Annotated in this window: 20 protein-coding genes; 16 read left to right on the top strand and 4 right to left on the bottom strand. The window is 45.7% G+C overall.

Going from position 1 to position 23,786, the window contains the following annotated elements; genetic code table 11:
- Window positions 1-158 precede the first annotated feature (158 nt).
- Together F0220_RS18350 and F0220_RS18345 are read right to left on the bottom strand one after the other, a co-directional pair.
- Entirely contained in the window at window positions 159-812 is a 654-nt protein-coding gene (locus F0220_RS18350) for a MerR family transcriptional regulator (protein ID WP_105599301.1), read from the bottom strand.
- A 23-nt stretch (window positions 813-835) separates the two neighbouring features.
- Window positions 836-1,447, bottom strand: a complete 612-nt coding sequence (locus F0220_RS18345) for a CPBP family intramembrane glutamic endopeptidase (RefSeq protein WP_105599300.1) — start codon at window positions 1,445-1,447, stop codon at window positions 836-838.
- Between the two features lie 369 nt (window positions 1,448-1,816).
- Here F0220_RS18345 and F0220_RS18340 point away from each other — a divergent pair, with 369 nt between their 5' ends.
- The 4 genes from F0220_RS18340 to F0220_RS18325 all read left to right on the top strand — a co-directional run bounded on the left by F0220_RS18340 (window position 1,817) and on the right by F0220_RS18325 (window position 6,485).
- Window positions 1,817-2,794, top strand: coding sequence for an ABC transporter permease (locus tag F0220_RS18340; RefSeq protein ID WP_105599299.1), 978 nt, complete (start codon window positions 1,817-1,819; stop codon window positions 2,792-2,794).
- A 16-nt stretch (window positions 2,795-2,810) separates the two neighbouring features.
- The gene (locus tag F0220_RS18335) at window positions 2,811-3,722 is read left to right on the top strand and encodes a carbohydrate ABC transporter permease (protein ID WP_091017811.1); all 912 of its coding nucleotides are present in this window, start codon (window positions 2,811-2,813) and stop codon (window positions 3,720-3,722) included.
- 38 nt (window positions 3,723-3,760) lie between these two features.
- Window positions 3,761-5,371, top strand: coding sequence for an extracellular solute-binding protein (locus F0220_RS18330; protein ID WP_105599298.1), 1,611 nt, complete (start codon window positions 3,761-3,763; stop codon window positions 5,369-5,371).
- A gap of 97 nt (window positions 5,372-5,468) precedes the next feature.
- Complete coding sequence (locus F0220_RS18325; protein WP_105599297.1) at window positions 5,469-6,485, top strand: glycoside hydrolase family 130 protein; 1,017 nt, start codon at window positions 5,469-5,471, stop codon at window positions 6,483-6,485.
- Window positions 6,486-6,559: 74 nt separating this feature from the next.
- Here the strand turns inward: F0220_RS18325 and F0220_RS18320 are convergent, their stop codons facing one another.
- Window positions 6,560-8,890, bottom strand: a complete 2,331-nt coding sequence (locus tag F0220_RS18320) for a helix-turn-helix domain-containing protein (RefSeq protein ID WP_105599296.1) — start codon at window positions 8,888-8,890, stop codon at window positions 6,560-6,562.
- A 261-nt stretch (window positions 8,891-9,151) separates the two neighbouring features.
- Here F0220_RS18320 and F0220_RS18315 point away from each other — a divergent pair, with 261 nt between their 5' ends.
- The 5 genes from F0220_RS18315 to F0220_RS18295 are packed head-to-tail and all read left to right on the top strand — an operon-like array spanning window position 9,152 to window position 13,779.
- Complete coding sequence (locus tag F0220_RS18315) at window positions 9,152-10,201, top strand: amidohydrolase/deacetylase family metallohydrolase (RefSeq protein WP_197997680.1); 1,050 nt, start codon at window positions 9,152-9,154, stop codon at window positions 10,199-10,201.
- Window positions 10,179-11,288 carry a DgaE family pyridoxal phosphate-dependent ammonia lyase gene (locus tag F0220_RS18310; protein ID WP_105599295.1) on the top strand — a complete coding sequence of 370 codons (1,110 nt, stop codon included), beginning with the start codon at window positions 10,179-10,181 and terminating at the stop codon, window positions 11,286-11,288. Before F0220_RS18315 ends, F0220_RS18310 begins: the two co-directional genes overlap by 23 nt.
- Window positions 11,285-12,040 (top strand): 2-dehydro-3-deoxy-phosphogluconate aldolase, encoded by a 756-nt coding sequence (gene dagF / locus F0220_RS18305; RefSeq protein WP_105599294.1) that lies wholly within the window; start codon window positions 11,285-11,287, stop codon window positions 12,038-12,040. Before F0220_RS18310 ends, dagF begins: the two co-directional genes overlap by 4 nt.
- On the top strand, window positions 12,033-13,046 hold the full coding sequence (locus F0220_RS18300; RefSeq protein ID WP_091017798.1) for a sugar kinase: 1,014 nt from the start codon (window positions 12,033-12,035) through the stop codon (window positions 13,044-13,046). Before dagF ends, F0220_RS18300 begins: the two co-directional genes overlap by 8 nt.
- Before the next feature lie 10 nt (window positions 13,047-13,056).
- Complete coding sequence (locus F0220_RS18295) at window positions 13,057-13,779, top strand: GntR family transcriptional regulator (RefSeq protein WP_105599293.1); 723 nt, start codon at window positions 13,057-13,059, stop codon at window positions 13,777-13,779.
- A gap of 84 nt (window positions 13,780-13,863) precedes the next feature.
- Here the strand turns inward: F0220_RS18295 and F0220_RS18290 are convergent, their stop codons facing one another.
- A complete protein-coding gene (locus tag F0220_RS18290) occupies window positions 13,864-15,402 on the bottom strand; it encodes a hypothetical protein (RefSeq protein ID WP_105599292.1) in 1,539 nt (512 codons plus the stop codon).
- Between the two features lie 174 nt (window positions 15,403-15,576).
- Here F0220_RS18290 and F0220_RS18285 point away from each other — a divergent pair, with 174 nt between their 5' ends.
- From F0220_RS18285 to F0220_RS18255, 7 genes are all read left to right on the top strand, one after another.
- A complete protein-coding gene (locus F0220_RS18285; protein ID WP_223199727.1) occupies window positions 15,577-16,371 on the top strand; it encodes a helix-turn-helix transcriptional regulator in 795 nt (264 codons plus the stop codon).
- 134 nt (window positions 16,372-16,505) lie between these two features.
- Window positions 16,506-17,462 (top strand): aldo/keto reductase, encoded by a 957-nt coding sequence (locus F0220_RS18280; protein WP_223199726.1) that lies wholly within the window; start codon window positions 16,506-16,508, stop codon window positions 17,460-17,462.
- A 135-nt stretch (window positions 17,463-17,597) separates the two neighbouring features.
- Window positions 17,598-18,194, top strand: a complete 597-nt coding sequence (locus F0220_RS18275; RefSeq protein WP_105599289.1) for a cupin domain-containing protein — start codon at window positions 17,598-17,600, stop codon at window positions 18,192-18,194.
- 207 nt (window positions 18,195-18,401) lie between these two features.
- Window positions 18,402-19,082: a hypothetical protein gene (locus tag F0220_RS18270; RefSeq protein ID WP_105599288.1), complete on the top strand. Its 681-nt coding sequence runs from the start codon at window positions 18,402-18,404 to the stop codon at window positions 19,080-19,082.
- Between the two features lie 547 nt (window positions 19,083-19,629).
- A complete protein-coding gene (locus F0220_RS18265; RefSeq protein ID WP_105599287.1) occupies window positions 19,630-21,219 on the top strand; it encodes a methyl-accepting chemotaxis protein in 1,590 nt (529 codons plus the stop codon).
- Between the two features lie 24 nt (window positions 21,220-21,243).
- Window positions 21,244-21,669: a chemotaxis protein CheW gene (locus F0220_RS18260; protein WP_105599286.1), complete on the top strand. Its 426-nt coding sequence runs from the start codon at window positions 21,244-21,246 to the stop codon at window positions 21,667-21,669.
- Window positions 21,670-21,683: 14 nt separating this feature from the next.
- Complete coding sequence (locus F0220_RS18255) at window positions 21,684-23,699, top strand: chemotaxis protein CheA (RefSeq protein WP_105599285.1); 2,016 nt, start codon at window positions 21,684-21,686, stop codon at window positions 23,697-23,699.
- Window positions 23,700-23,786 lie beyond the last annotated feature (87 nt).

Below are 23,786 nucleotides of genomic sequence, written 5' to 3'. Positions count from 1 at the left end.
AAAGGAGTGGTTTTTCTCATGAATGATGCAATGACTTCCAGAGTTGTATTAGTAGTTATCAAGATCCTATAGAGAAGATTTCTTCTTCGTATTTAATACCTCAAATGCCTCTGTCAAAAAATCCATGGTATGCTTAGGGATCAACGACTAATAGGGTTTTACGTTTTATAAAGTTCTTCATTCTTTTCTTCGTCATTGAGAATCAGGTGATTTAATTGGGTATTTGTAATGATATCCTTCAACTGTTGCTGTATGGAAGGATGATCTGGTTTAAGATCGTGTAGGGTAGCTCGATGGACAAGCAATACCAAATTGAATAATTGTTCATCCAAGTAAGTTTGCTTAGAGATATCCTCTGGGAACACCTTTTCAATAATATCCGTAGAAACATACTTTTGAAGTAGCTTCTTTTGGTCCTCCTCAACACGCATCGAGTTCATAAGTAACATGAGTAATTCTGAGTTTAATTCATTGAATTGATCTTTTTCCTTTAACCATTTTATTCGTTTAATTAATGCCAAAGAACAATCAATAGCTTTTCTCCTATGTTTAAGCGATTGTTCTTGAACTTTAATTATTTCATCAAAAGAATATTGCGGATTATCCAAACCGGCTTTAATCTCGTTTAATGAAAGTCCTAGAGTTTGCAACAATTGAATTTCATGCAGCCTTTTAAAATCCTCATTTATATATACATGATGATCATTTTCGTTCTTTTGTGAGGGAACCAATATGCCAAGTTGTCGATAATGTCTTAACGTACGAACTGTTGTGCCCGCCAGCTTTGCAAATTTACTCACTGTTAATTGCATCTAACGTCCCTCTTTTCAAATAATCAGTTCTTGTATTTTCGTGCCAGAATAATTCCAATAGAAATATTATAAATGACATGCGCAAGGATTGGGGGAATTAACGACCCGGTAAAATAAAAGAGCAGTGCAAAAATCAAACCATTCACAAACACAACGATAAGGACACCTGTAGCTCCTCTATATTGAGGAACATGTATTATCCAAAATAGAAAAGTGCTTATTAGAATGACGAGCCAATCCAGGAACAAAGAATATCCAATAAATAATCCGATCAGGACCCCTCTAAAAAAGAATTCTTCAAATATACCACCTATCGCCGTTAAAGCTATACCACTTGGTTGAATCATTATTTTTTTAATCATATCTGACCCTTCGGTTTTAGGGAGTTCTGTTCTTGTTTTGATAAATGTAATTAGAACAATCGTAGTAATAAATAAACTAAAAATAAGACCGATGATGATTGCGGATAATACACTAATCTCGTTTGGTATGAATAGGGAAGCTATAAATGGTAATATTCCTCCCCACTTAAAAAAAACAATAAAAATAAATCCAATAAATAGAAAAGCTGATTGCGTTAGTAATGCGATCAGCAGTATTTTGTAATGTTCCTTTGTATGGGTCTCAGACATCATGAAAACTCCTTTATCACATTTTTTTCATTGTAGATTGTGACGTAACGTCCTCCGCAACAGCTTTTTTTATCAAAGTATTGATCAGTTACTCATAACAAACGTTTGAATTCTTGCTCGGTGATCACAATATGTTTCTTTTGCAACGTGGAGGAGGTTCGTAATTCACATATTTACAGCCTTGCTCCATCTGCAACCATCCACATCAGGGCTGAACGAAAAGTACCGCAGTAGCGCGGTTTTACACACCCTATCGTGACAATGCAGAACCTACATATTTACCGTGTCATCTTCGTTTCACTATACTTCGAATTGTAAGCGTTACCAAAATGGAGTCAGCAAGAATGCAAAGCAGTAACATAACCGTAGGTAATGAAAGACATAGAAAGGAGTGAGAAAGTGAAGGAGAGTCACACAGTAGTATCCGTAAATCCTTCATTGAAGAAGAACTCCCTTGGCAAGAGAATTTGGAAAAACTGGGAGCTTTATCTGTTCATGCTTCCCGCGTTGTTGTACTTCCTTGTTTTTCATTATGGCCCGATGTACGGCATTCAGATTGCTTTTAAGAATTTCGTACCTTCAAAAGGAATTACAGGCAGCGAGTGGGTTGGTTTTGACCATTTTGAACGGTTCTTCAATTCTTATTTTTTCTGGGATCTGCTCTGGAACACATTCAGTATCAGCTTCTATGAACTTGCCATCGGATTTCCGTTGCCTATCATATTGGCGCTGGCCTTCAATGAAGTCCGCAACGGCCCTTTCAAGAAATCGGTCCAGACGGTCACCTATGCACCCCATTTCATTTCTGTAGTTGTCATGGCAGGTATGATCATTACCTTTTTATCACCCTCAAGCGGAATGATTGTCCGGTTCATCGAATTCATTGGTCTTGAACCAGCACAGTTTCTGACTGATCCCGCATGGTTTAAGACGGTGTATGTATTTTCCGGCGTCTGGCAGAGCACCGGGTGGGGAACCATTATTTATCTCGCAGCCTTGTCAGGCGTAGATCCCCAGCTCCATGAAGCAGCCATTATGGATGGAGCAAGCCGAATTAAACGGGTGCTGCATATCAATCTGCCGACGATATTACCCACGATTACGATCATGCTGATCTTGAATATGGGTAATATACTGGGTCTTGGTTTCGAGAAGATTCTGCTGCTGCAGAATTCACTCAATATGGAAGCATCCGATGTAATTTCCACCTATGTATACCGCGCCGGTTTGGTGAACGCCCAGTATAGCTTCTCAACAGCTGTCGGATTGTTCAACTCGGTAGTCAACGTTATTTTGCTTGTTACGGTCAACCAGATCGCCAAACGCACCAGCGAGAACAGCCTCTGGTAGAAAGGAGTTGAAGTCTTTGGTTACTGCGATGAAAGAATCTCGGGGGGACAAGCTTTTTCTGATCAGCACTTATATTTATCTGGGTCTGGCAATGCTGGTTGTTCTCTATCCGCTCATCTATATTCTCAGCGCTTCAATCAGTTCGCCGCAGGACGTCAATTCGGGAGCGATGTGGTTGTTCCCGAAAAATGTAACACTGGACGGATACAAGCTTGTGTTTGAGAACCCAAAGATATGGAGTGGTTACTGGAACACCATTATCTACACAGTGGTGGGCACTCTGCTCAATCTCGCCGTCACTCTGCCGGCCTCGTATGCGCTCAGCAGATCTGATTTTGTCGGGCGCCAGTTGTTCATGGGCCTCATTCTGTTCACGATGTTCTTCAGCGGCGGAATCGTGCCGACATATCTGCTGGTCAAAAATCTTGGACTCATGAACAGCATGTGGGCATTGGTCCTGCCGGTGGCCGCTTCGGTCTGGAATATCGTCGTGGCCCGCACTTTTTTTCAGACGACCATTCCGAAAGAACTTCAGGAAGCAGCGCATATTGACGGCTGTACGAATCTAAAGCTGTTCATTCGCATTGTTCTACCGCTGTCGGCACCGATTGTAGCCGTTATGGCCCTGTTCTATGGGGTCAGCCACTGGAACAGCTACTTCCCGTCCCTGATCTATTTAAATGATGAAGCGAAGTATCCGCTGCAGATGGTTCTGCGTCAGATCCTTGTTCTTCAGGAAATGACAGCGGAAACGACGGGCTCTTCCATCAACGGCGAGGTGGCCACCGCCATGAATAATAAGGCAGAAACGGCATCCCTGATTAAATATGGAGTCATTGTTGTCTCCACACTGCCTATCGTGGCAATTTATCCGTTCCTGCAGCGTTATTTTGTCCAAGGGGTCATGATAGGCTCTGTTAAAGGTTAAACAGCTAAAATGTGATGAAATCAAGGGAGGAATTATAAATGCCAACCACACGCAAGTCATGGAAGCTTCTGTTATCTTCGGCTCTAGTTATTACATTACTGGCAGGCTGCAGCAGTTCAAACGAAGGTGAAGCGAACAACAATCTCGGAAAAGTCGCTGTGAACAATGAAGGTTTCCCGATTGTTAACGAACCCGTTACTTTGTCGCTTATGGCGCCAGATGTAGGGATTCAGAACTGGGAGAACATGGCTGTGCTTCAGCAGATGCAAGAGAAGACCGGTATTAAGCTGGAATACAAGAACGCACCGAAGGATAGCTTCGAAACGAAGAAAAATCTGGTGCTCGCCAGTGGAGATTACCCGGATATCCTCTATGCTGCCGGTTTGACAACTGCAGAGCAGATGAATTACGGAGAGCAGGGTATCCTCATTCCACTGGAGGGTCTGATTGAAAAGTATGCTCCGAATTTCAAGGCGCTGTTGGAGGAGAATCCGGATGTCCGCAAATCGATAACTGCACCGGACGGGCATATCTATTCCTTGCCAGTAGTAGAACTTAGCCAGCACTGGTACCGCAATCCGATGTGGTATAACGGGGACTTTCTAAAGGCGCTGAATATCGATAAACTCCCTGAAACGACAGAGGAGTTGTATACCTATCTGAAGCGTGTGAAAGAGGAAGATCCCAACGGCAATGGCATAGCCGATGAAATTCCGATTTCCTCGGTGACAACACCCGCTGCGAACCTCCGCGATATCCGTACATGGCTGCTTGGTGCCTTCGGCATTTATGAAGAAGAAATTTATGTGGATGATGCGGACAAGGTGCATTATACACCACTTGAAGAAGGTTACAAGGAGTATTTGACTTATATGAACCGCCTGTGGTCTGAAGATCTGCTGGATCATGAGAGCTTCTCACAAACAGCGGAGCAAAAGAAGGCCAAAGCACAGAACAATCAAATCGCCCTCTTTTCGGACTGGCATGCCTACATGAGCAAAGGTGGAGAACCTTCGACGGCGGATCCGATGTTTGCACCTGTTCACAGTGAATCAGTTGCTGCTCCAGCGATTGCAAAGAATAGGGGGATTACAAGCGGCGCCTTTGCTATCACGCAGAGTAATCCTGCGCCGGAAGCCTCTATGCGCTGGGTGGATTATCTCTATTCGTATGAAGGTGCCATGTTCTTCAATAAAGGTCCAGAGGGCACTCTCTGGGAGTACACTGACAAAGATAACCGGGTCAAACGTTACTTGCCGGTACCCGATGGTAAGGAAATGGAAGATTATCGGGCAACGCTGACACCTAACTACGGCATTCCCGCTCCTACCCTGTCCATGGATGATATTAATAAGGGGCTGAAGACAGACTTTGACCTCTGGGTAGAGCAGGAGACCAAGCAGAAGCTTCTCGATAAAGGCGCACGGATTCCGTATCCCACACTGTTCCTTACGGTGGAAGAGCAGACCGAAATCAGTGGCCTGAATTCTGATTTGAAGACATATGTGAATCAGATGGAGGCGAAATTCATCACTGGAGCCGAGCCGCTTACGGGTTGGGACAATTATGTGGCGACCGTCAAAAAAATGGGCGGAGAGCGTATGGTTGAAATCAATCAGGCTGCCTATGATCGTTGGAAATCCAACTAATCAGGTCCATGCGAAGAAAGTTGCTGTAAAAATAAAAGGTGAGATATAAGGTTGCAACGCATCCCTGAATATTCATGCAGATGCAGGAGGAATAGACATGCAAATCACGAGACATCCGAATAATCCCATTGTTGTCCCGGGCGACTATGAATGGCGTAAGGTTACGGTTTTCAACCCTGCGGTCATCATCGATAACGGTAAATTTTATATGATTGAGCGCACTGCTGGTTCCCTAACTCCATGCAAAAATTATTTGGGTCTGCTAGAGAGTGAAGACGGGGTGAACTTTACCCACGTGAAGGATGAACCCATTGTGACGCCAGACATGCTGGGATTCCCTTATGGTAGTGTGCAGGACCCGCGGATTGTCAAAATTGACGGAACCTTCTATCTGAACTACGCCCTTCGTCCCTGTGCCATGAGTTATTACCCTACCGGGGCAGGCGTCCCCCTTCGCTCTATTCCGGAATATCCGGATGGGTGGGGGGACGAGGCGGGACATTGGCTAACCCGGTCCTCCATTTTGAAATCAGATAATCTGCTGGATTGGGAGTATGTGGCGGACACGACACCTCTTGAGATTAATGACCGGGACAACATTCTGTTCCCTGAGAAAATAGGTGGCAAATTCGTACTGTTGCGCCGCCCTGAGGAATATGTAGGGGAAGCCTACGGTACGGATAAGGCGGCCATGTGGATTACCTACTCCGATGATCTCGTGAACTGGGAAGAGCCCAAGCTGCTTGCTACCGCCCAGAACCTCTCCTGGGAATCGCGTAAGATTGGGGGCTCTACGCCCCCGATCCGTACGGACAAGGGTTGGCTGGTACTCTATCATGGCGTTGATGAAGACATTGTCTACCGTGTGGGGGCCATGCTGCTGGATTTGGAGCAGCCCGAGAAAATCATTGCCCGGACACATCATTTTATTATGGAGCCAGAGACGTATTATGAGAAATTTGGGTTCCAGATTCCAAATGTCATCTTCCCAACCGGAAATGTGGTCAAAGATGGACTGCTCTATATCTATTACGGGGTAACAGATACGGCGATTGCCCTTGCAACTGTTCCGCTGGGTGAGTTGGTAGAACACATCCTCCAGGAAGGGCAGTAGCTAAATAAACCATAAATGAAGCGATATCTTCAAATATAAGAATGTAGTACAGAGGGTGCGGAAGCTCCGCCAATTTAAACAGGTCTTTTAATAGTAGCTCCTCTCGAGGCATGTTCCTTGCGATACTGCCCTGGCGTTAAACCGATTTCTTTTTTGAATTTGCGGATGAAATTTGGCGCATCCATGTAACCGACCTGTTCGATAATTTCTTTGAGCGGTGCGCTAGTATTCTCCAGCAGCCGCATGACTTCATCTACACGCCGCTGCCAGATATATTGTGAGAAATTGCGGCCGGTCTTCTCTTTGAAGCTCCGGCTTAAATAAGAAGTTGAAATGGCAAACTTAAGTGCCACATGCTCTAGGCTGAGTGTGTAGTCTGCAAACTGTTGATCCACGTAAACCAGAATATCATCCATTAATGTAGACTCGCTTGTCTTCGTATTCAGCTCCACCTGCGCGCAAATGTCAGCAGCAAGACAGAGCAAACGACTCTCCAGATCTTCAAGTGTTTCAAAGGCAGTCAGTTCTGACATATTGGCGAACACCTCGTTCATACCAAGCTCGGAGGCGGTGCGTAGAAAAGCGTTCAGCAGATCGAAACAGATGCAGCGCAGTAGATGAACCTGTAATGGCTCATTTTTGATCGTATGAATGGTTTCGGTAATCAGTTGCACGGTTACCGATTCGTTGCCCTGCTTAAGGCTCTGCTCCAGTTTCAGCATGGATTTGCGTGGAATCCAGAAGCTCTCGGAAGTAGAAGGGTTCAGCTCTGCAAGCTGCTCGAAATAAGTTACCTGACCGCTGTGTTGGATGATCCGATGCTCCAGAGCTGTAGCAGCTTCAATGAAGGATTGATTAAGACGGGCCAAGTCCCCGTATGCCGTGCCGACACCGATACTCAGAGATAGCTGCGAATGCTCGCGGATTACCAATAGAATGGCTTCAATTACCTCTTCCAATTGGTTTTGAATCGGCTTCTCCACATCACCGGGAAGTGAAATTATCAGAGCAAACTGGTCTTTGACCGAGAATTCTACGCCGAAGATCTGAGCACCGGTACCTGGAAGACATACATTGCTAAGTATATCCTGCAACAGAAGGCGTTCCTGCCAGCACTTGTCGCCAGGCAAAGTATCATCCCAAGACAATATAGCCGAGAAATAGAGGCCTTGTCCTTGAGGATGCCGGAATCCGGCGTTCAGAATCATTTGTTCGATCTCCGGATCATCCGGCTTGCCTTGCTTGAGTAACAGCAGCATGCACTGATTACGGACGAAGGGCTCCTGAAAATCAATTTTCGCACTGTAATTGTGTAGGGTCTGTCGTATCCATTCCCATTCATTGTGGAGCTTGGAAGCATCATCGCCGTTGCCTCTCATCTTGTCCATCAAATCTCTGATTGGATGGTACTGCCGTTTGGCTAGCAGCAGCGCAGCAGCTATACCGGTAATGACAGTAATGCAGAAGACAATCAGGATCAGAGTCTGGACATGGGCGACACGGCTGAAGAACTGGAAGCTTGGCATGGTGGTTACATAGGTCCAGCCATTTTCTTCCGATTGAACAGAAACAACGGAGTATTGTTCTCCGTCCATCTTCAAATTATGGATACCAGGCGCAAGTGTAGCTAAGTTCTCAATTTCGTCCTGTGGAAGGCTGATGCCATGGCTGTTCGCGGTCAACACCTCTCCGGAGGGACTGAATATATAGCTACTTCCCGAAAAATCACTCAAAATCGAATCCATAACCCCGGTAAGATTGGATTCTTTCATTAAATATACAACGGTACCATATGGAAACGGGTCGTTAGGTTTGACGGGCACAAGCATGACGAGCATCGGCTCCATTCGGGAATTAACCTTCACGTTCTCAGCGGGACGGACCAGGGGCTGCCTGGTTTCATTCAAATCCTGCCGCAAATCTTCCAGACTCCAATGCTCGAACTGATAGAGGCTAGCAAAGGTGACATCAAGATTAGCCAAACCGCGGTGCGAATAGATGTGGGAATCGTTATGGAAATAGAGAAGCAGATCCTCTGCAATACTGCTGCTGGCTTTGTAATTGGCCAGCGCCTGAATCGCCTCCAAGCTGTAATAGGGATGTTGTACCATATAAGGTGTCAAGTGTTTGTCATAGGCGATTCTCCCCGCTATTTCCTGAAGTTCATTCATCCGGTTATCTATCGTGCTCTTCACCTGGTTAAGCTGATTGACATTTGCTTGTTCAATCTCAACACGCAATCCCTTGACAGCGTTTTCATATATAAAAATAGTTACACCTGTCAGAGGGATAAGAAATATGAGAATGTAAGAAAAGGCATATTTCAGCAGAAGCCTTGATTTGAAATGATTCCAGCTGAGCCTGAATCTGTCGAGCAAGGATGGCTTGAGTGCCGAATTTGCCATGAAGCAGTCCTCCAATGTTAAGATATTCGGATTAAAATCACTGTTCTCTTCTGGATTACACTTGTGCTAGTATAAACATTATAACATTATAATCTTTGAAATGAAGTAGCTCATCAGGCTTATTTTAACGATTTGGAAATACAGATCTCATGTCATGAATCATTTTTGAAATTTGCCTGTATACCGGGGTTGAAAAAGGAGATGGGATGAGTGGGCACAGAGAATGTGCTGCGCAATTTGCAGCTTGTTGACGGGCGGATCATGGATATCGCCATTCAGGACGGGATCATCACCGCCATGTCACCGCCAGGCCAGGCTGAAGGAGAAATTGAGTTGGATTGTTCAGGGTTATATGCGTCCAGTGGGTGGATTGATCTGCATGTACATGCCGTCCAGGACCTTGATCCCTATGGCGATGATATCGACGAAATTGGTGTGAAGCAGGGGGTAACAACGCTTGTAGATGCCGGAAGCTGCGGTGCAGACCGAATTGGAGCTTTCTATACCGCAAGACTACAGGCTGCTACACAAGTATTTGCTCTGTTGAATATTTCAAGGATCGGGCTCGAACGGACGGATGAACTGTCGCAGCTGGAATGGATCGACCGGGCCAAGGTCCTGGAGGCGGTAGCGGCTTATCCTGATTTCATTGTTGGTCTGAAAGCCCGCATCAGCGAAAGTGTTGTCAAAGACAGCGGTATACAACCGCTCAAGCTCGCACGCACACTCTCGGAAGAAACGAAGCTACCGCTCATGGTTCACATCGGTTCTGCTCCGCCCGCGATCTCGGATGTGCTGGAGTTACTACATTCGGGCGATGTAATCACCCATTACCTTAACGGAAAGTCCAACAATCTGTTTCATCCGGACGGCACACCGCTGCAAGAATTACTGGATGCGGCTGCTCGGGGAGTTCATCTGGATGTGGGGCATGGAACAGCGAGCTTCTCCTTCCGGATTGCAGAACAGGCCAAGGCTGCAGGCATTGCACTAAATACAATCAGTACGGACATTTACCGAGGCAACCGTATGAATGGTCCGGTATACAGTATGGCGAATGTGCTGACGAAATTTCTGTACCTCGGCTACAGTCTGGAAGAGGTCATTCGCGCGGTTACAAGAAGTCCAGCGGAGTGGCTCGGTAAGCCGGAGCTCGGGAAGATCAGGGTGGGACAGCCAGCAAACCTGACTTTGTTTTCCCTGGAAGCAGGAGAAAAGCAACTTGAGGACTCGGAAGGAGATGTCCGGGTCACGCAACACTATATTGAGGTTAAAGGAGTCTTTGCTAATGGGTCACTCATTACAGGCTAAATATGGATTGAAGCGTGTTATTAATGCCAGTGGAAGAATGAGCATCCTTGGCGTTTCTGCACCAACGGATTCAGTCATGGATGCGATGAAACAGGGCGGACAGCGGTACGTGGAAATTGCGGAACTTGTGAACAAATCCGGAGAATATATTACACAGTTACTTGGTTCGGAAAGCGCAGTTGTGGTGAACTCTGCATCCAGCGGTATTGCGTTGTCGGTTGCAGCCATTGTGACCGCCGGAGATCCGCGTCTAAGCCTTCGTCTGCACCAGGAGCCGATATTGAATAATGAAATTATTATGCTCAAGGGACATAATGTGCAATATGGAGCGCCAGTTGAAACCATGATATTCCTTGGTGGCGGCCGGGTAGTGGAAGTCGGATATGCGAATGAAGGCCGCAAGGAGCATATCGATCAGGCGATCGGTGAACACACTGCAGCCATTCTTTATGTTAAATCGCATCATACTGTTCAGAAAAACATGATTTCGGTGGAAGAGGCTTGGGAGGTTGCACAGCGTAGAGGGGTGCCGCTGATTGTGGATGCGGCAGCGGAAGAGGATCTGCGCAAATATATCCAATTTTCGGATCTGGTCATTTTCAGCGGGTCAAAAGCTATTGAAGGCCCTACTTCCGGCATTGTCGCCGGCAAAAAGAAATATGTGGAGTGGTTACAGGTACAGCTGCACGGGATTGGCCGCAGCATGAAGGTTGGCAAAGAGACCATTTTTGGGTTACTTCAAGCTCTGGAGGAATACCAGGACAAAGCGGACAATAGTGAACGAGAGAAGCAAACGCTGGAGGCTCTTCAGCCACTTGGTGGACTTCCTGGTGTTTCAGTCCGCATCGTGCAGGATGAAGCCGGCAGATCGATTTTCCGAGGACGTGTACAGATTGATTCCTCTCTTGCTGGGGTGGATGCGAAGAAAGTGAATGACCAGCTTCGTGAAGGTGTAATTGCGGTATATACCCGAGACTATGGCGTCAATCAGGGGTATTTCGATATTGATCCAAGGTCGCTGCAAGGGGATGATTTGCAGGTCATCGTCAGCAGAATACATGAAATCGTGGGAGGCAAACCAGAATGAGTCATATTCAGCAGTGTCTGTATAAGAATAGGGCGGCAATTAATGTACTGGCAGGAAGTATCGGGAACGCAAGAGATGTATACGAGGCTGCGGAAGGTTATGTACTTGTGGGTGTGCTCTCCAAAAATTATGCTACGTCGGAGGAAGCCGTAGTTGCCATGACTGAATATGGTCAGGCTATTCAAGAAGCCGTATCCATCGGACTTGGGGCTGGAGACAGCCGTCAGGCTGCAGTTGTGGCCGAGATTGCCGCGAGCTACCCGGGAAGCCATATCAATCAGGTATTCCCGGCAGTGGGGGCAACCCGTGCCAATCTGGGACCTAAAGATAGTTGGATTAACTGCCTGGTATCTCCGTGCGGGCAGCCAGGCTATGTAAATATATCGACTGGCCCTGTTAGTTCAGTAACCACTCCGCAGGCCATTGTTCCGGTTCATGCCGCGATTGCACTGGTTCGTGACATGGGAGGGAACGCGCTCAAATATTATCCGATGCAGGGATTGAATTTGGAGGAGGAGTACCGTGCGGTTGCCAAGGCTTGTGGGGAAGCGAATTTTGCTCTGGAGCCCACTGGCGGAATTGATCTGGATAACTTTGGACCCATTCTAGAGATTGCACTACAGGCAGGTGTACCTCAGGTTATACCACATGTCTATTCTTCAATTATTGATTCACAGACCGGGAGTACGAACGTACAGGATGTCCACAGACTGCTGGAAACAATGAAATCGTTGGTGGATCGGTATGCCTAGGGTTGCTGCTTTTGGCGAAGTGATGATGCGGCTGCAGGTTCCGGGCTACGAAACGCTGGTCCAGAGCAGCAGGCTGGAGTATTCTTTTTCCGGCAGCGGGGTGAATGTAACGGCAGCATTAGCCAGATACGGCCATAATGGCGCTCTTATTACGACCTTGCCGGAAACTCCGGTGGGCGAAGCGGCTATCGCTTATCTGCGCAAGCTTGGGGTGGATACCTCTCTTATTAGACACGGCGGTAGACACCTTGGGATGTATTTTCTGGAGAATGGCTTTGGAGCACGTCCAGGCAGAGTCACTTACACAGACCGGCTGGGCAGCAGTTTCAATACGGCGGATGCGGCCAATTATGATATGAAAGATCTTGCCTCCCGGATCGACGTTCTTCATTTGTGTGGCATTACGCTGGCTATGAATGATGGCGTGCGCAAGCAGATGAAACGGCTTGCTGAGGAAATGAAGAGTGCTGGGGGCAAGGTTGTATTTGATTGTAATTACCGTCCTGCGTTATGGGGAACGGATGGTTATGTCAAGGCCCGCCCGCATTATGAGGAACTGCTGGGGCTGGCAGATCTGGTGCTAATGAATGAGAAGGATGCGATGGGTATTCTTGGCATTGGAACCGGAGAATATGATAGAATAACACAGATGAAGCAAGCGATTCCTGAAGTTGCACAGCGCTTCGGAATCGGAACGGTAGCAGGAACCCACCGTGAGATTAACGCGGACCATACGCATTCCTTGACAGGATATATCTATCATCAAGGTACGTTCGTATTTTCCCGCAAGCTAACATTCCCGGTGTACGACCGGATTGGTGCCGGCGATGTGTTTGCCAGCGCCATCATCCATGGGGAATTGCAGCAATATCCACAGGAACATACGGTTAATATGGCAGTGGCGGCAGCGATGCTGGCCCATACCACACAAGGTGATACAGCGCTTTTTACCGAGAATGAGGTGCTTCGGGCGCTGTCGGACCATACCTCAGATGTTGAAAGGTAGTGAACAGTGAGTGTCCCTAAAGCGCAAGCAAGGTCCTTTATATCAGCAAATCCAAAAAATTCTCAAAGATCGGATTCTACATGGTGTATATCCTCTCGGAAGCATCATTCCCTCCGAACCACAGCTCGAAAAGGAATTCGGGGTCAGTAAAATGACAGTCCGCGGTGCGGTCCAAGAGCTGTCCCAGGAAGGCTACGTGCAGAAGAAAAGCGGTGTTGGAACGATAGTGATGCGCAATACCTCTCATCAGAAGCTCTCAAAGGGCAAACGGTTTACGGAACTTCTCGTAGAAGAGGGCCATAAGCTTGAAAAGAAAGTTCTGAATTCCCGGTTACTGACCAATGATGCCGGAACGGAGCAATATGGTCTCTACGGGCCGTACTGCCAGCGGATTGAAAGGCTCTATATTCTTAACGGACAACCTTATATTCATCTGATACACTTCTTGGCAGCAGCTGCATTGCCCGGCGGAGGCAAGGAAGCAATGAATGCAGACATCCAATCGCTGTATGATTCACTGGAGGAGAACGACATTTTGCTGGAGAGCTTCAAAGACCGTTTCTTTGTAGAGCCGGCAGCTCCTGAGGTATGCCAACTACTGAAAATCCCCCCGGGAACGCATCTGCTCAAGCGCCTTCGTAACTCCTTCGACGAAGAAGGCAGATTAATTGAGCACAGTATCGGCTGTTATAACACGGAACTTCATCATTATCTGGTTAGTTATGACACTTGAGGCCGGCGGACATATCGTGAAAGAAATCGTATTCATACTAAAAAGGGTCCTGCAATATTCATAACAGGACCCTTTTTGCGTAAACTAGAAATCCCTCAAACGATCAAATACCTCATATAATTCCTCGTGATTGACCTTAATCAAATCATCTTGACGCAGTTCCAAATTCTCCTGTAACTGATTCAGTAACTCCGTTAGAACAACATAAATTTCTTCCCGCTCAACAGTTTCAATAAAGCCGGCCTTGGCATCCATCTTGTTGAAGGTCTGTGTGTAGTTCTCAACCATGGAGACGAGCTGTTTGTGTAGAGACTCCTGATCGATGGAGACTTGACTTAATTGACGGATTTCCTTTAAGCACTGCTTGTACAATTGAGCTGCTTTTTTTGCGTGAGCTGCCTTGATGTGGTCACGCCCATCCCAATCCCGAAACGGATTGTTCAGGTTCTCCGCAAGCCACTCCGGTTTGCGTGCTTTGGTGATCTCGATATCAAGGCCTGAATTAGCGGATTTTTTATATTTTGTTTTGATCGATTTGGCTGCATCGGCAGGCAGGCTGGTTAGCCACAGCGTAGCCAATTTTGGAAGTTGCTCTGGATCAGGGAATTGTTCACCATTGAAGCCGAACAGGTCATATGTAGTAAATGTTTGCAAATTCGCCAAGTGCTGAATCGATTCTATATGGGATACCTTGCCGGGTTTACCCCAAAATCGCAACTCTGAAAGTTCAGGATAATACTGCACAAGTGGCTCCAGATTGAGTTCCGTGATCTCTCTGATATACAGACCTTCAAGTCGTGAGATACCCGTAACCTGTGGCAGGCCTGATGGAACATTGAGAGTGATGCATTTACCGTCTTCATGCGCCACAATATGCATACCAGGAGACAGCTCACCTGTGAAATTCAGACTCTTCATCTTTGAGTTCAAAATTAACTCCTTCAACCCGCTGACATCCACAATAAGGTTGGTCAGGTGACTCCTGCTGATATCCAGTTTTGTTTGACCATGATTAGAGAGATGAAGTTCATTAATGAACGGGTTTTCCTCTATAAATGGAAAGATTGATTCCGAGTACCCATCCATTTCAATATGTGTCAGACAAGGCAGCTTTGCAAGTTCGGCTACCTCTTCGGCAGACTTTGGGCTGAATTCACGGAGTGTACTCGTACTGCTTCGCATTACACGATCGCCAACCATGATTTGTGTGTCATCATCCGCGGCTTGTTTGAACTGTGCTCTTCGGTGCGCATCGATACGTTCCCATTCGCGCTGGAGATAGAGACTTTCTCCGATTGGCCAGCCTCCACCATACGTATTCGTTTCCTCGGTGTAGAGAGGAGGGATGTTGCCTGCAAGCACATACTGTGAAGGAACATTAGCACTCACGAAACTATGGGCAAGTCGATCATGCCAGAAATAGAAATTACAGATCAGTGGTTTCATCTGATGAAGCTGCATTTCATTAGGCAGTTGATCACCTGTCCAATCCAACTGAAGAACAGAGGCAAGCGTGTCGGAAGGTTTACCTTCCATTTCTTTCAGCCTAATTACCTGGCAGGCGGTGTATTGTTGTAATTTTTCGGCGTACACGCAGTACACATCTCCAATATTGGGGATCACGTTATGCTCCTTTCGTTCTGCACCATTCGATGCTAAGCTACTTGTAAACCAAGGATTCTGCAGAACTAATAATAGATGAATTATATCAAAGTCATTCAGAGACTACCATTTTGGGATAGAGTCGAATAGGCTTGAATACTTTTATAAAAAGGAACGATGTCTATGGATACAGGTATGAGCCGTAACAAAAAACTGGGTGAGTTTTTGAAATCACGGAGAAGCCGCATTCAACCGGAACAAGTTGGATTGTCAGGATCATATGGACAGCGAAGAACACCGGGGCTAAGGCGGGAAGAAGTAGCGGTACTGGCTGGTGTCAGCGCAACGTACTACACATGGCTTGAACAAGGTAGGGAGTTAGCAGCTTCACGAGAAGTAATGCAAAGTATAGCGAACGCGCTCCGGTTAACGCCGGAAGAGAAGAGTCATCTGTTTGACTTATGGGACCCGAATACGGAACATGAATTCCTTGCTTCGTATTCACAGCTGGAGCCAGGTTGGCAGAGCATTATTGGCCAGTTAACTCATCCTTCCTTTATAACTAATGAACGGTCTGAGGTACTTGCCTGGAATGAAGCAGCTGATACGAACCTCTTTAACTTCTCGTCGATGAATATGAATGAGCGTTTAATGATGCGGATTTTATTTTTAGATGCAACGCTCAGGGAGCGTATGCACAACTGGGAGGAATTCGCGCGGCACTCGGTAGCTGTTTTCCGTACGTATTATGATAAGTATCCGAGTGACCCCGAATTTGCCAGAATCGTGAAACAATTGAGTGAAGAAAGTGTGGACTTCCGAACGATCTGGAACCTGCACCAAGTCGAATTAAAACAAGTCAATCGTGTGCTGCTTGAAACGACGGATCGGGCAGATGGTGTTGTACATGCGTACGATATCTATTCCATGAATAATCTGAACAGCCAATCAGGCATTCATTGCTGTATTTATGTTCCTGTTGTCATGTAGAAGGTTGAATAGACTAGTAATTTCTTTACTAGCATACACGGAGTGTGGTTGGGGTCTCGGGAGTGAAATAGAATGAACTTAAGCTCAACGTAGCTATTTATCGTTTCTATTTTAATATGAAAAGAGGGAGCCTCATGCTCAAGACAAGAACGTTAGGCAATGACAAATTACGTATATCTGGGCTCGGCCTGGGTGTGATGATGATGCCGGATAATGACGAATCGGTACATACCATTCAGGGTGCATTGGATGCAGGAGTCACTATGTTTGATACGGCGGATCTGTACGGAGAGTATGAAAAACAGCGATTTGGAGGGAATGAAAAACTGCTTGGGCGTGCGCTTCAGGGCCGAAGATCTGACGTTGTTGTTGCCACCAAATTCGGTATTACGCACACACAGGGTCCCAAGGGAGATCCAGCCTACATCAAAAAATCAGTAGATGCGAGTCTCTACAACCTGGGAATGGATTATATCGATCTCTATTATCAACATCGTCCTGATCCGAATACCCCCATTGAAGAGACGGTAGGTACACTTGCCGATCTGGTTCAACAGGGGAAGATTCGATATATTGGTTTGTCCGAGGCGCCGGTAGAGATCATTCGTCGTGCACATGCTGTTCATCCGATTACAGCGTTGCAGACGGAATATTCCTTGTGGAGTCGAGAACTTGAGGATGAGATTATGCCTGTCCTGCATGAATTGAACATTGGCTTGGTTCCATACAGCCCATTGGGACGTGGCTTCCTGACTGGTCAGATCCGATCTATAGATGATTTGCCGGAAGACGATTATCGTCGTCACTATCCGCGTTTTCAAGGTGAGAATTTTCAGAAAAATCTGGAGGTTGTTGGATTGATCCAAGAGATGGCTAAGGAAAAAGGATGCACGGTTTCTCAACTTGCTCTAGCCTGGTTACTTGGAAAGGGAGAACATATCGTTCCGATTCCGGGGACCCGTAATTTGGATAGAGTTCACGAGAACTTAGGCGCGTTAGGAGTTTCGCTTACGGATGAAGAGATGAAGCAGATTGATCGCATATCACCCCAAGGCATTGCAGCTGGAGGCAGATTCCCTGGCCAAGTCTAGCTCCTTAAGACAAGATACAAGAAACCAGCAGTTTCGGATGAAAAAGAATGTATAACAGGTCATCGGTATTATCTTTCTACTCTCCGGCATACAGTACAACAATGAGATGTATGCTCAAGGAGGAGAAATGATCGTATGATGAATCCGATTTTGCAAGCTCCAAATGTTCCGCTAGCTGCCGATTCCAATGCGGTGGTCAATTATCAGAGGGATTCACGCAACTATGTAACCCAGTTGTTTGGAGAACAGCTGCCGACCATTGCGAATGGTTTCTTCAATGTGTACTTAAGCAAAGGAATCATTGTGCAGCCGCACTGGCACACCAATGTCACGGAGATGATCGTGGTTATCAGCGGTGAAGTTACAGCGTCAGTCTTCAATCCGTTTACGCGTGAACGATTGACATATCGTCTGAAACCAGGTCAGGTTGTGGTATTTCCGAAAGGCTGGTTTCACTGGTTTGTTGCTGAGACAGATGATGTATATGTATTAACTATCTTTGATCAACCAACTCCTGATATTGTGTTTGGAGCGGATTTCTTGGCAGCTACACCGCCGGAAGTGGCTCACCGCGCGTACTGTTTGGATGAAGAGGCGTATGCCAAAGCCGTTGCGTCCATTAAAAATGATGCCATTCTGGGCCCTCCAATAGGATGTGATACGCAGGTTTCTGATCAATCGACTTCGCCTTCCAAGACGTCCGTGTCACCATCCGATAAGCTGAAATCATAATTCAAAATTCCTTATTCATTATATAAGTACAGAGCCTGTAACTGGAGAATAACAGTTGCAGGTTTTTTGACGTGTCGATGTGATTATTGTATGAAGTTCATGGAGGGGTTGGCATTATATTAGAAAAAAATTCATAATGCCTGAGTCAGTGTGTTACGTTCTCTGTTAGTATAGTATGAACATCCAACAAAAACGGAGGACTCATGAATGAACATGTCAGAAATGAAAACACTTGAAACTGCAATGAGTTATGCACCTATCTTGATGTTTGATAGAAACGAACCCTTTTATCCGGATTTTGTTGGCATTTCTGTGTTACATCAATCTGGGCCTTCACCATCGTTCAGAAGGGACATTAAGTTTCCGACCGAGGTAGTACAATATGTAATTGAATATGCAATTTGGTGGGATTATGAGATTGGACATCTGTACGAAATGGAGCATGTATGGATATATGTGGGTCATAACGGAGAGGTAGTAGACTGTGAAGCGAGCTTTCATGGGAAGGTTCTGCGTGGATTGTTGAAGGAACGGGTCAATGTGGTTGGACATCATGTATGTCTGTACTCGCAGCCTGGCAAACATGCTTTCTCACCACTTCCGGTTGTATTTGAGTTATTGCCAAACCTGTATAGTGCAGCAGGTGCCGAAGCTGGATGTGATGGGCTACTTGTGAATGAGTTATTCCAAGGTTATTTTGAAACGAATGAACAGATTGATGCTCAGGTGGAACGTTATCTAAAGACCAAAGCGTTCGTACCTACCATGGAGTTCGAAGAATATCTATTAAAGCCGGAGATGTTCATGACATGGGATAATCTGTTTGATATTATTCCGCACAGGATTAAGGAACGCTTAATGGAATTGGATCAGTTATATAACACATAAAATTAGTTTTAAATGGGTTTTATGTTATTTAAAGAGTGTGTTTTTCGCTTCAAAACCAAACTTTGTTGATTCAGGTTTGGTTTTTTTTTAATGGGAAATTGGACTCAGTATAAGTGTGCATTTATTAGACTTAAGTCATGAAATGGGTATGAAAACATTAAAAGAAAATATTTTTTTTGATGGAATATGATATGTGTTAGACGTATGAACTATACAGTTTCTTGTGTAAATATAAGAATACCATATTACATGAAGGTTTGTATGGAGATGTATGTGTATGTCAATGAAAATTGTTCATTATACGTATATGTGTAAGTTGTAATAACTATTTGATAGGAAATAAGTATAAAAAATATTAAAAAGTAGATTCTTTATATCCAAAATAAAAATTCATAATAGTGCAAATTTGTATAAATAAAAATCTTCTATTCAGTTTTAATATATTTATGTCGAAATAGATCGTAAGTTGTCTGGAGCGCGACCAAGAGAAGGGTTTACATAGCGTTATATACATAACTGGACACTAAGATGCCTAGGAGGAGATTACATGAAGTGGTTTGGAAACTTGAAAACAGCAACAAAGATTATCTCAGCATTTTTAATTGTGTCGATAATCCTTGCGGCGCTTGGGGTCTACTCCGTAGTAACATTGAGAAGTACGAATGAACGAATGCAAGAGATGTATAACAACAATTTGATTTCGGTCAGAGAACTATCCTCGGCCCAGGTTGATTATCAGAGGATGCGGGTAAACGTGCGTGATTTGAACTACGAAACTGTGGCAGCTGAACAGACCCGAATTACTGAAAATATCGCTACAATTCGTCAATCCATGGAGGAGCGACTTGCTACGTACCGTCCTCTTGCTACTACTCCGGAAGAAATGGAACTGCTTCGTAAATTAGATACCCAGTACGACAGTTATATGAAACTGTATGATCAGGGCGTGACTATGGCGATATCAGAGGGTGATGCCGCTTTTATCGCTTTTCTGAAAGCGACATTGAAACCTCCTGGCGATGAGGTGGTACAAACACTCGCAGACCTGGTGAACCTCAATGTAACCCTCGCAGAACAAGCTAACATCAAGTCTGAAGAAGCTTACAACACAGCATTTGCGGTAACGATTGTTATGGTGGTCGCATCTGTACTCTTTAGTATCCTCATTGGATATATCATCTCTCGCTCGATTTCGAAACCACTCATGTCCATGTTGGGTCTGGCAACGGAAGTGGCTAATGGTAATCTTACCCTCAAATCAGACATCTCCAGCAAAGATGAAGTGGGTCAACTGGCCGTAGCACTGAATCGTATGGTCGACAACCTGAAAGAGTTAATCAACAATATCGTGATGAACTCCCAAAGTGTTGCTGCTTCTTCGGAACAGATCTCGGCCAGTACACAGGAAATCGCAAGTACCAGCACAAGCCAATCCAGCGAGGCAGGAAACATCTCCGAATTGTTCAAGGAGCTTTCACTTGCCATTAACTCCGTCGCTGCAAGTGCCGAAGAAGCGGCTGAATTGTCCAATGACACTGTGAAGACTGCACGTGAAGGTGGACTTGTAGTACAGACTTCATTGGAAGGTATGCAAGCTGTTAATACGAAAATGACCAAACTTGAAGATGATTCTCGTAAAATCGGTGACATCATTGAGGTGATTGACGATATCGCTGAGCAGACCAATCTGCTTGCGCTGAATGCAGCAATTGAAGCGGCACGAGCGGGAGAACAAGGGCGAGGATTTGCCGTAGTGGCAGATGAGGTCCGGAAGCTTGCAGAACGAAGCAGCGAGGCGACCAAAGAAATTACAGCCATCATCAAAGCGATGCAGGAAAATACGAGACAAAGTGTGCAAGCCGTAGCAGCCAGTGTTGAGCAGTCTTCCATGACTGGACAGGCGTTTGATCAGATTATTGATATGGTCAATAACTCTTCACAGAAAGTAAACGAAATTGCTGCTGCATGTGAAGAAGAAGCAGCCCAAGCCGCAGAGGTGATGAGCTCTGTTGAATCCATCTCGGCTTCCAGTGAGGAATCCGCAGCAGCGTCTGAAGAGACGGCAGCAACATGCCAGTCTCTGGCACATCTGGCGGAAGAACTGGCGAATTCGGCAGCTGCCTTCAAAACAAATTAATAAAATTGAATTGAGGGTGAATCGATGTCTTCACTTCAGAAGGAACAATATATTGAGCTGTCGGTAGGTGCAGAGACTTGCGCCATTCGAATCGAAGAAATTCACGAAATTATTAAAATGCTCAGCATTACAGATATCCCATTCAGCCGTCCAGAGATCAAAGGGGTAGTTAATCTGCGTGGCAAGGTTGTATGTGTGATGAGCCTGCGCAACCTGCTGGGTATACCGGATGAACCGGATACCAGAGCAACTCGAATTATCGTAGTTCGGTATCAGGATGAATATATTGGCTTGATCGTGGATCGCGTGAACAAGGTAACCACATATTCGGAAATACATCCGCCAACCGGCGGATATGGTCGTAACCGTGAAGGTTTATTCCATGGTGTGGGTCAACAGGAAGACAAGCTTGTGGGCATTTTGAAACTGGACGAAATATTGGGCGGTTAGGGAGGTATATACGAATGATGGATTTGTCTGCCTACCGTGACATCTTTATCGAAGAACTGAATGATCAACTGGAACGTATGGATCAGTCTTTACTGGCATTGGAGCTCTCGCCTTCTGTTGAACTGGTTCAGACGCTTTTTCGGGCAGCTCATACCATCAAGGGATCGGCATCCACAATGGATTTCCGAGAATTAAGCGATCTCACGCATGAAGTGGAGTATGCTCTTGAATGGGTCCGGGAGAAAAAACCGGAGATGACTTCGGAGCTAATTGATACATTGTTTCGCTCTTTGGACGCCATGAAGGTACTTCGTGATCAGTACATACGTGGGGAAGCCTATGGAGATTTTCGAGCAGTAGTACGAGAAATAAAGGATTTAATTCAGACCCAGGCAGTAGTCGGGCAACTTAAAGTACCTCAATTGCAATCAGCAGAATCGATTGTGGCACAGGTGGCTATAGTGTCAGGTAAGCAGTTATTGTCCATTCATATCGTGCTGGAGCAGAAGTGCATGATGAAAGCGGCCAGATATCATATTCTGCGCCAACGTATTGAGGACATCTGTGGTACGGTTGTCGCTACATCGCTCATGGAGAGTCAACCGGGCGCGCAGAATGAAGATGATCATTATGGTCAGTTCATAATCATCGTAGCAACGTCGAAGGATCCCCAGCAGCTTAAGGCAGAGCTGTCTTCAGACTCGGATATTCATATGCTGGAGATTGATCCATATCTGCTGGAATCCAATGAGGTTGCAGCCGGTTCTGCACCACTTGAATTAATCTCAGAAACAGAGCAAACGAAACAGCGCTTGCCTGCCTTGAATACAACTGGGCCAGATGAGAAAGTGAAAGCTGCTCAACCTACAGTTCGTGTGAGTGTTGAACGTCTGGACCATTTGATGAATTTGGTCGGTGAACTGTTAATTGATCAGACATCCCTAGCAGATCTGAGTGGATCGGGCGCGCGTAAGGAGTCTTCCTCACTCATCCAGAGTATTGGTGGAGTATCTGATCATATGGGCAGGGTTATCAAGGAACTGCAAGAAGGTGTAATGAAGACACGGATGTTACCTATTGATCAATTATTCAGTCGCTTCCCGAGATTGGTTCGTGACCTAGCGCAGAAGCTTGGTAAAGATCTGGAACTGGTTATTCAAGGTGGAGAGACTGAACTTGACCGGATGATTATTGAAGAATTGAGTGACCCGCTAATTCATCTCATCCGCAACAGTGCTGATCATGGCATTGAAAGCGCAGTGGTTCGTGGAGAGTTAGGCAAGCCGTCCAAGGGACGTATTACCTTAACTTCGTTCCATGAAGAGAATCATGTCGTTATTCGGTATTCGGATGATGGCAAAGGTATCGATGGGGAGAAGATCAAGGCTTCCGCCTTGGGCAAAGGCATCATTAGTGAGGAACAGGCTGCACGTCTATCAACACAGGAGGCTGTACATCTCATATTTGAGCCCGGCTTCTCCACAGCTTCTTCTGTAAGTGAAGTATCAGGTCGCGGTGTTGGAATGGACATTGTGCGCAGCCAGATCGGGCGGCTTAGCGGTATCATTGATATTGATACGGAGGTGGGTGTTGGTACCACGTTTACGATTCGTTTACCGCTCACTTTGGCGATTATTAAAGGTCTGTTAGTCAAAGTATCGGGTCGTGTGCTGATTTTGCCGATGTATAATGTTGCTGAGATTGTTCGAATTTCACCTGAAGATATTCAGATGATTCAGGGGCAACAAGCGATCCTGAATCATGGACGCATAGTACCTTTTCACCGACTGTGCGACAGGCTTAACTATTCACGAACGGACCGCAAATCTAAGACCATTCCACTGGTGATCGTGCGTTCCGTTGACAAAATTGCAGCATACGCTGTAGATGAGATTATAGGCAATCAGGAAGTCGTTATTAAGACGCTTGGTACTTATCTGGGAGCGATGAGCCATCTATCTGGAGCAACAATCCTCGGTAATGGTAAGGTTGCCCTTATATTGGACGCGTCCTATCTGGTGAGTCTTTAATCGTTAGATAAACACATACATTATGCAAGCCAAAGAGCCTCATCATCCATACTGGATGGTGGGGCTCTTTGTTGTACCTTTTGACAT

Source organism: Paenibacillus sp. 37 (assembly GCF_008386395.1).
Lineage (GTDB): Bacteria > Bacillota > Bacilli > Paenibacillales > Paenibacillaceae > Paenibacillus > Paenibacillus amylolyticus_B.
This window is presented reverse-complemented; position numbering and strand designations above follow the sequence as displayed.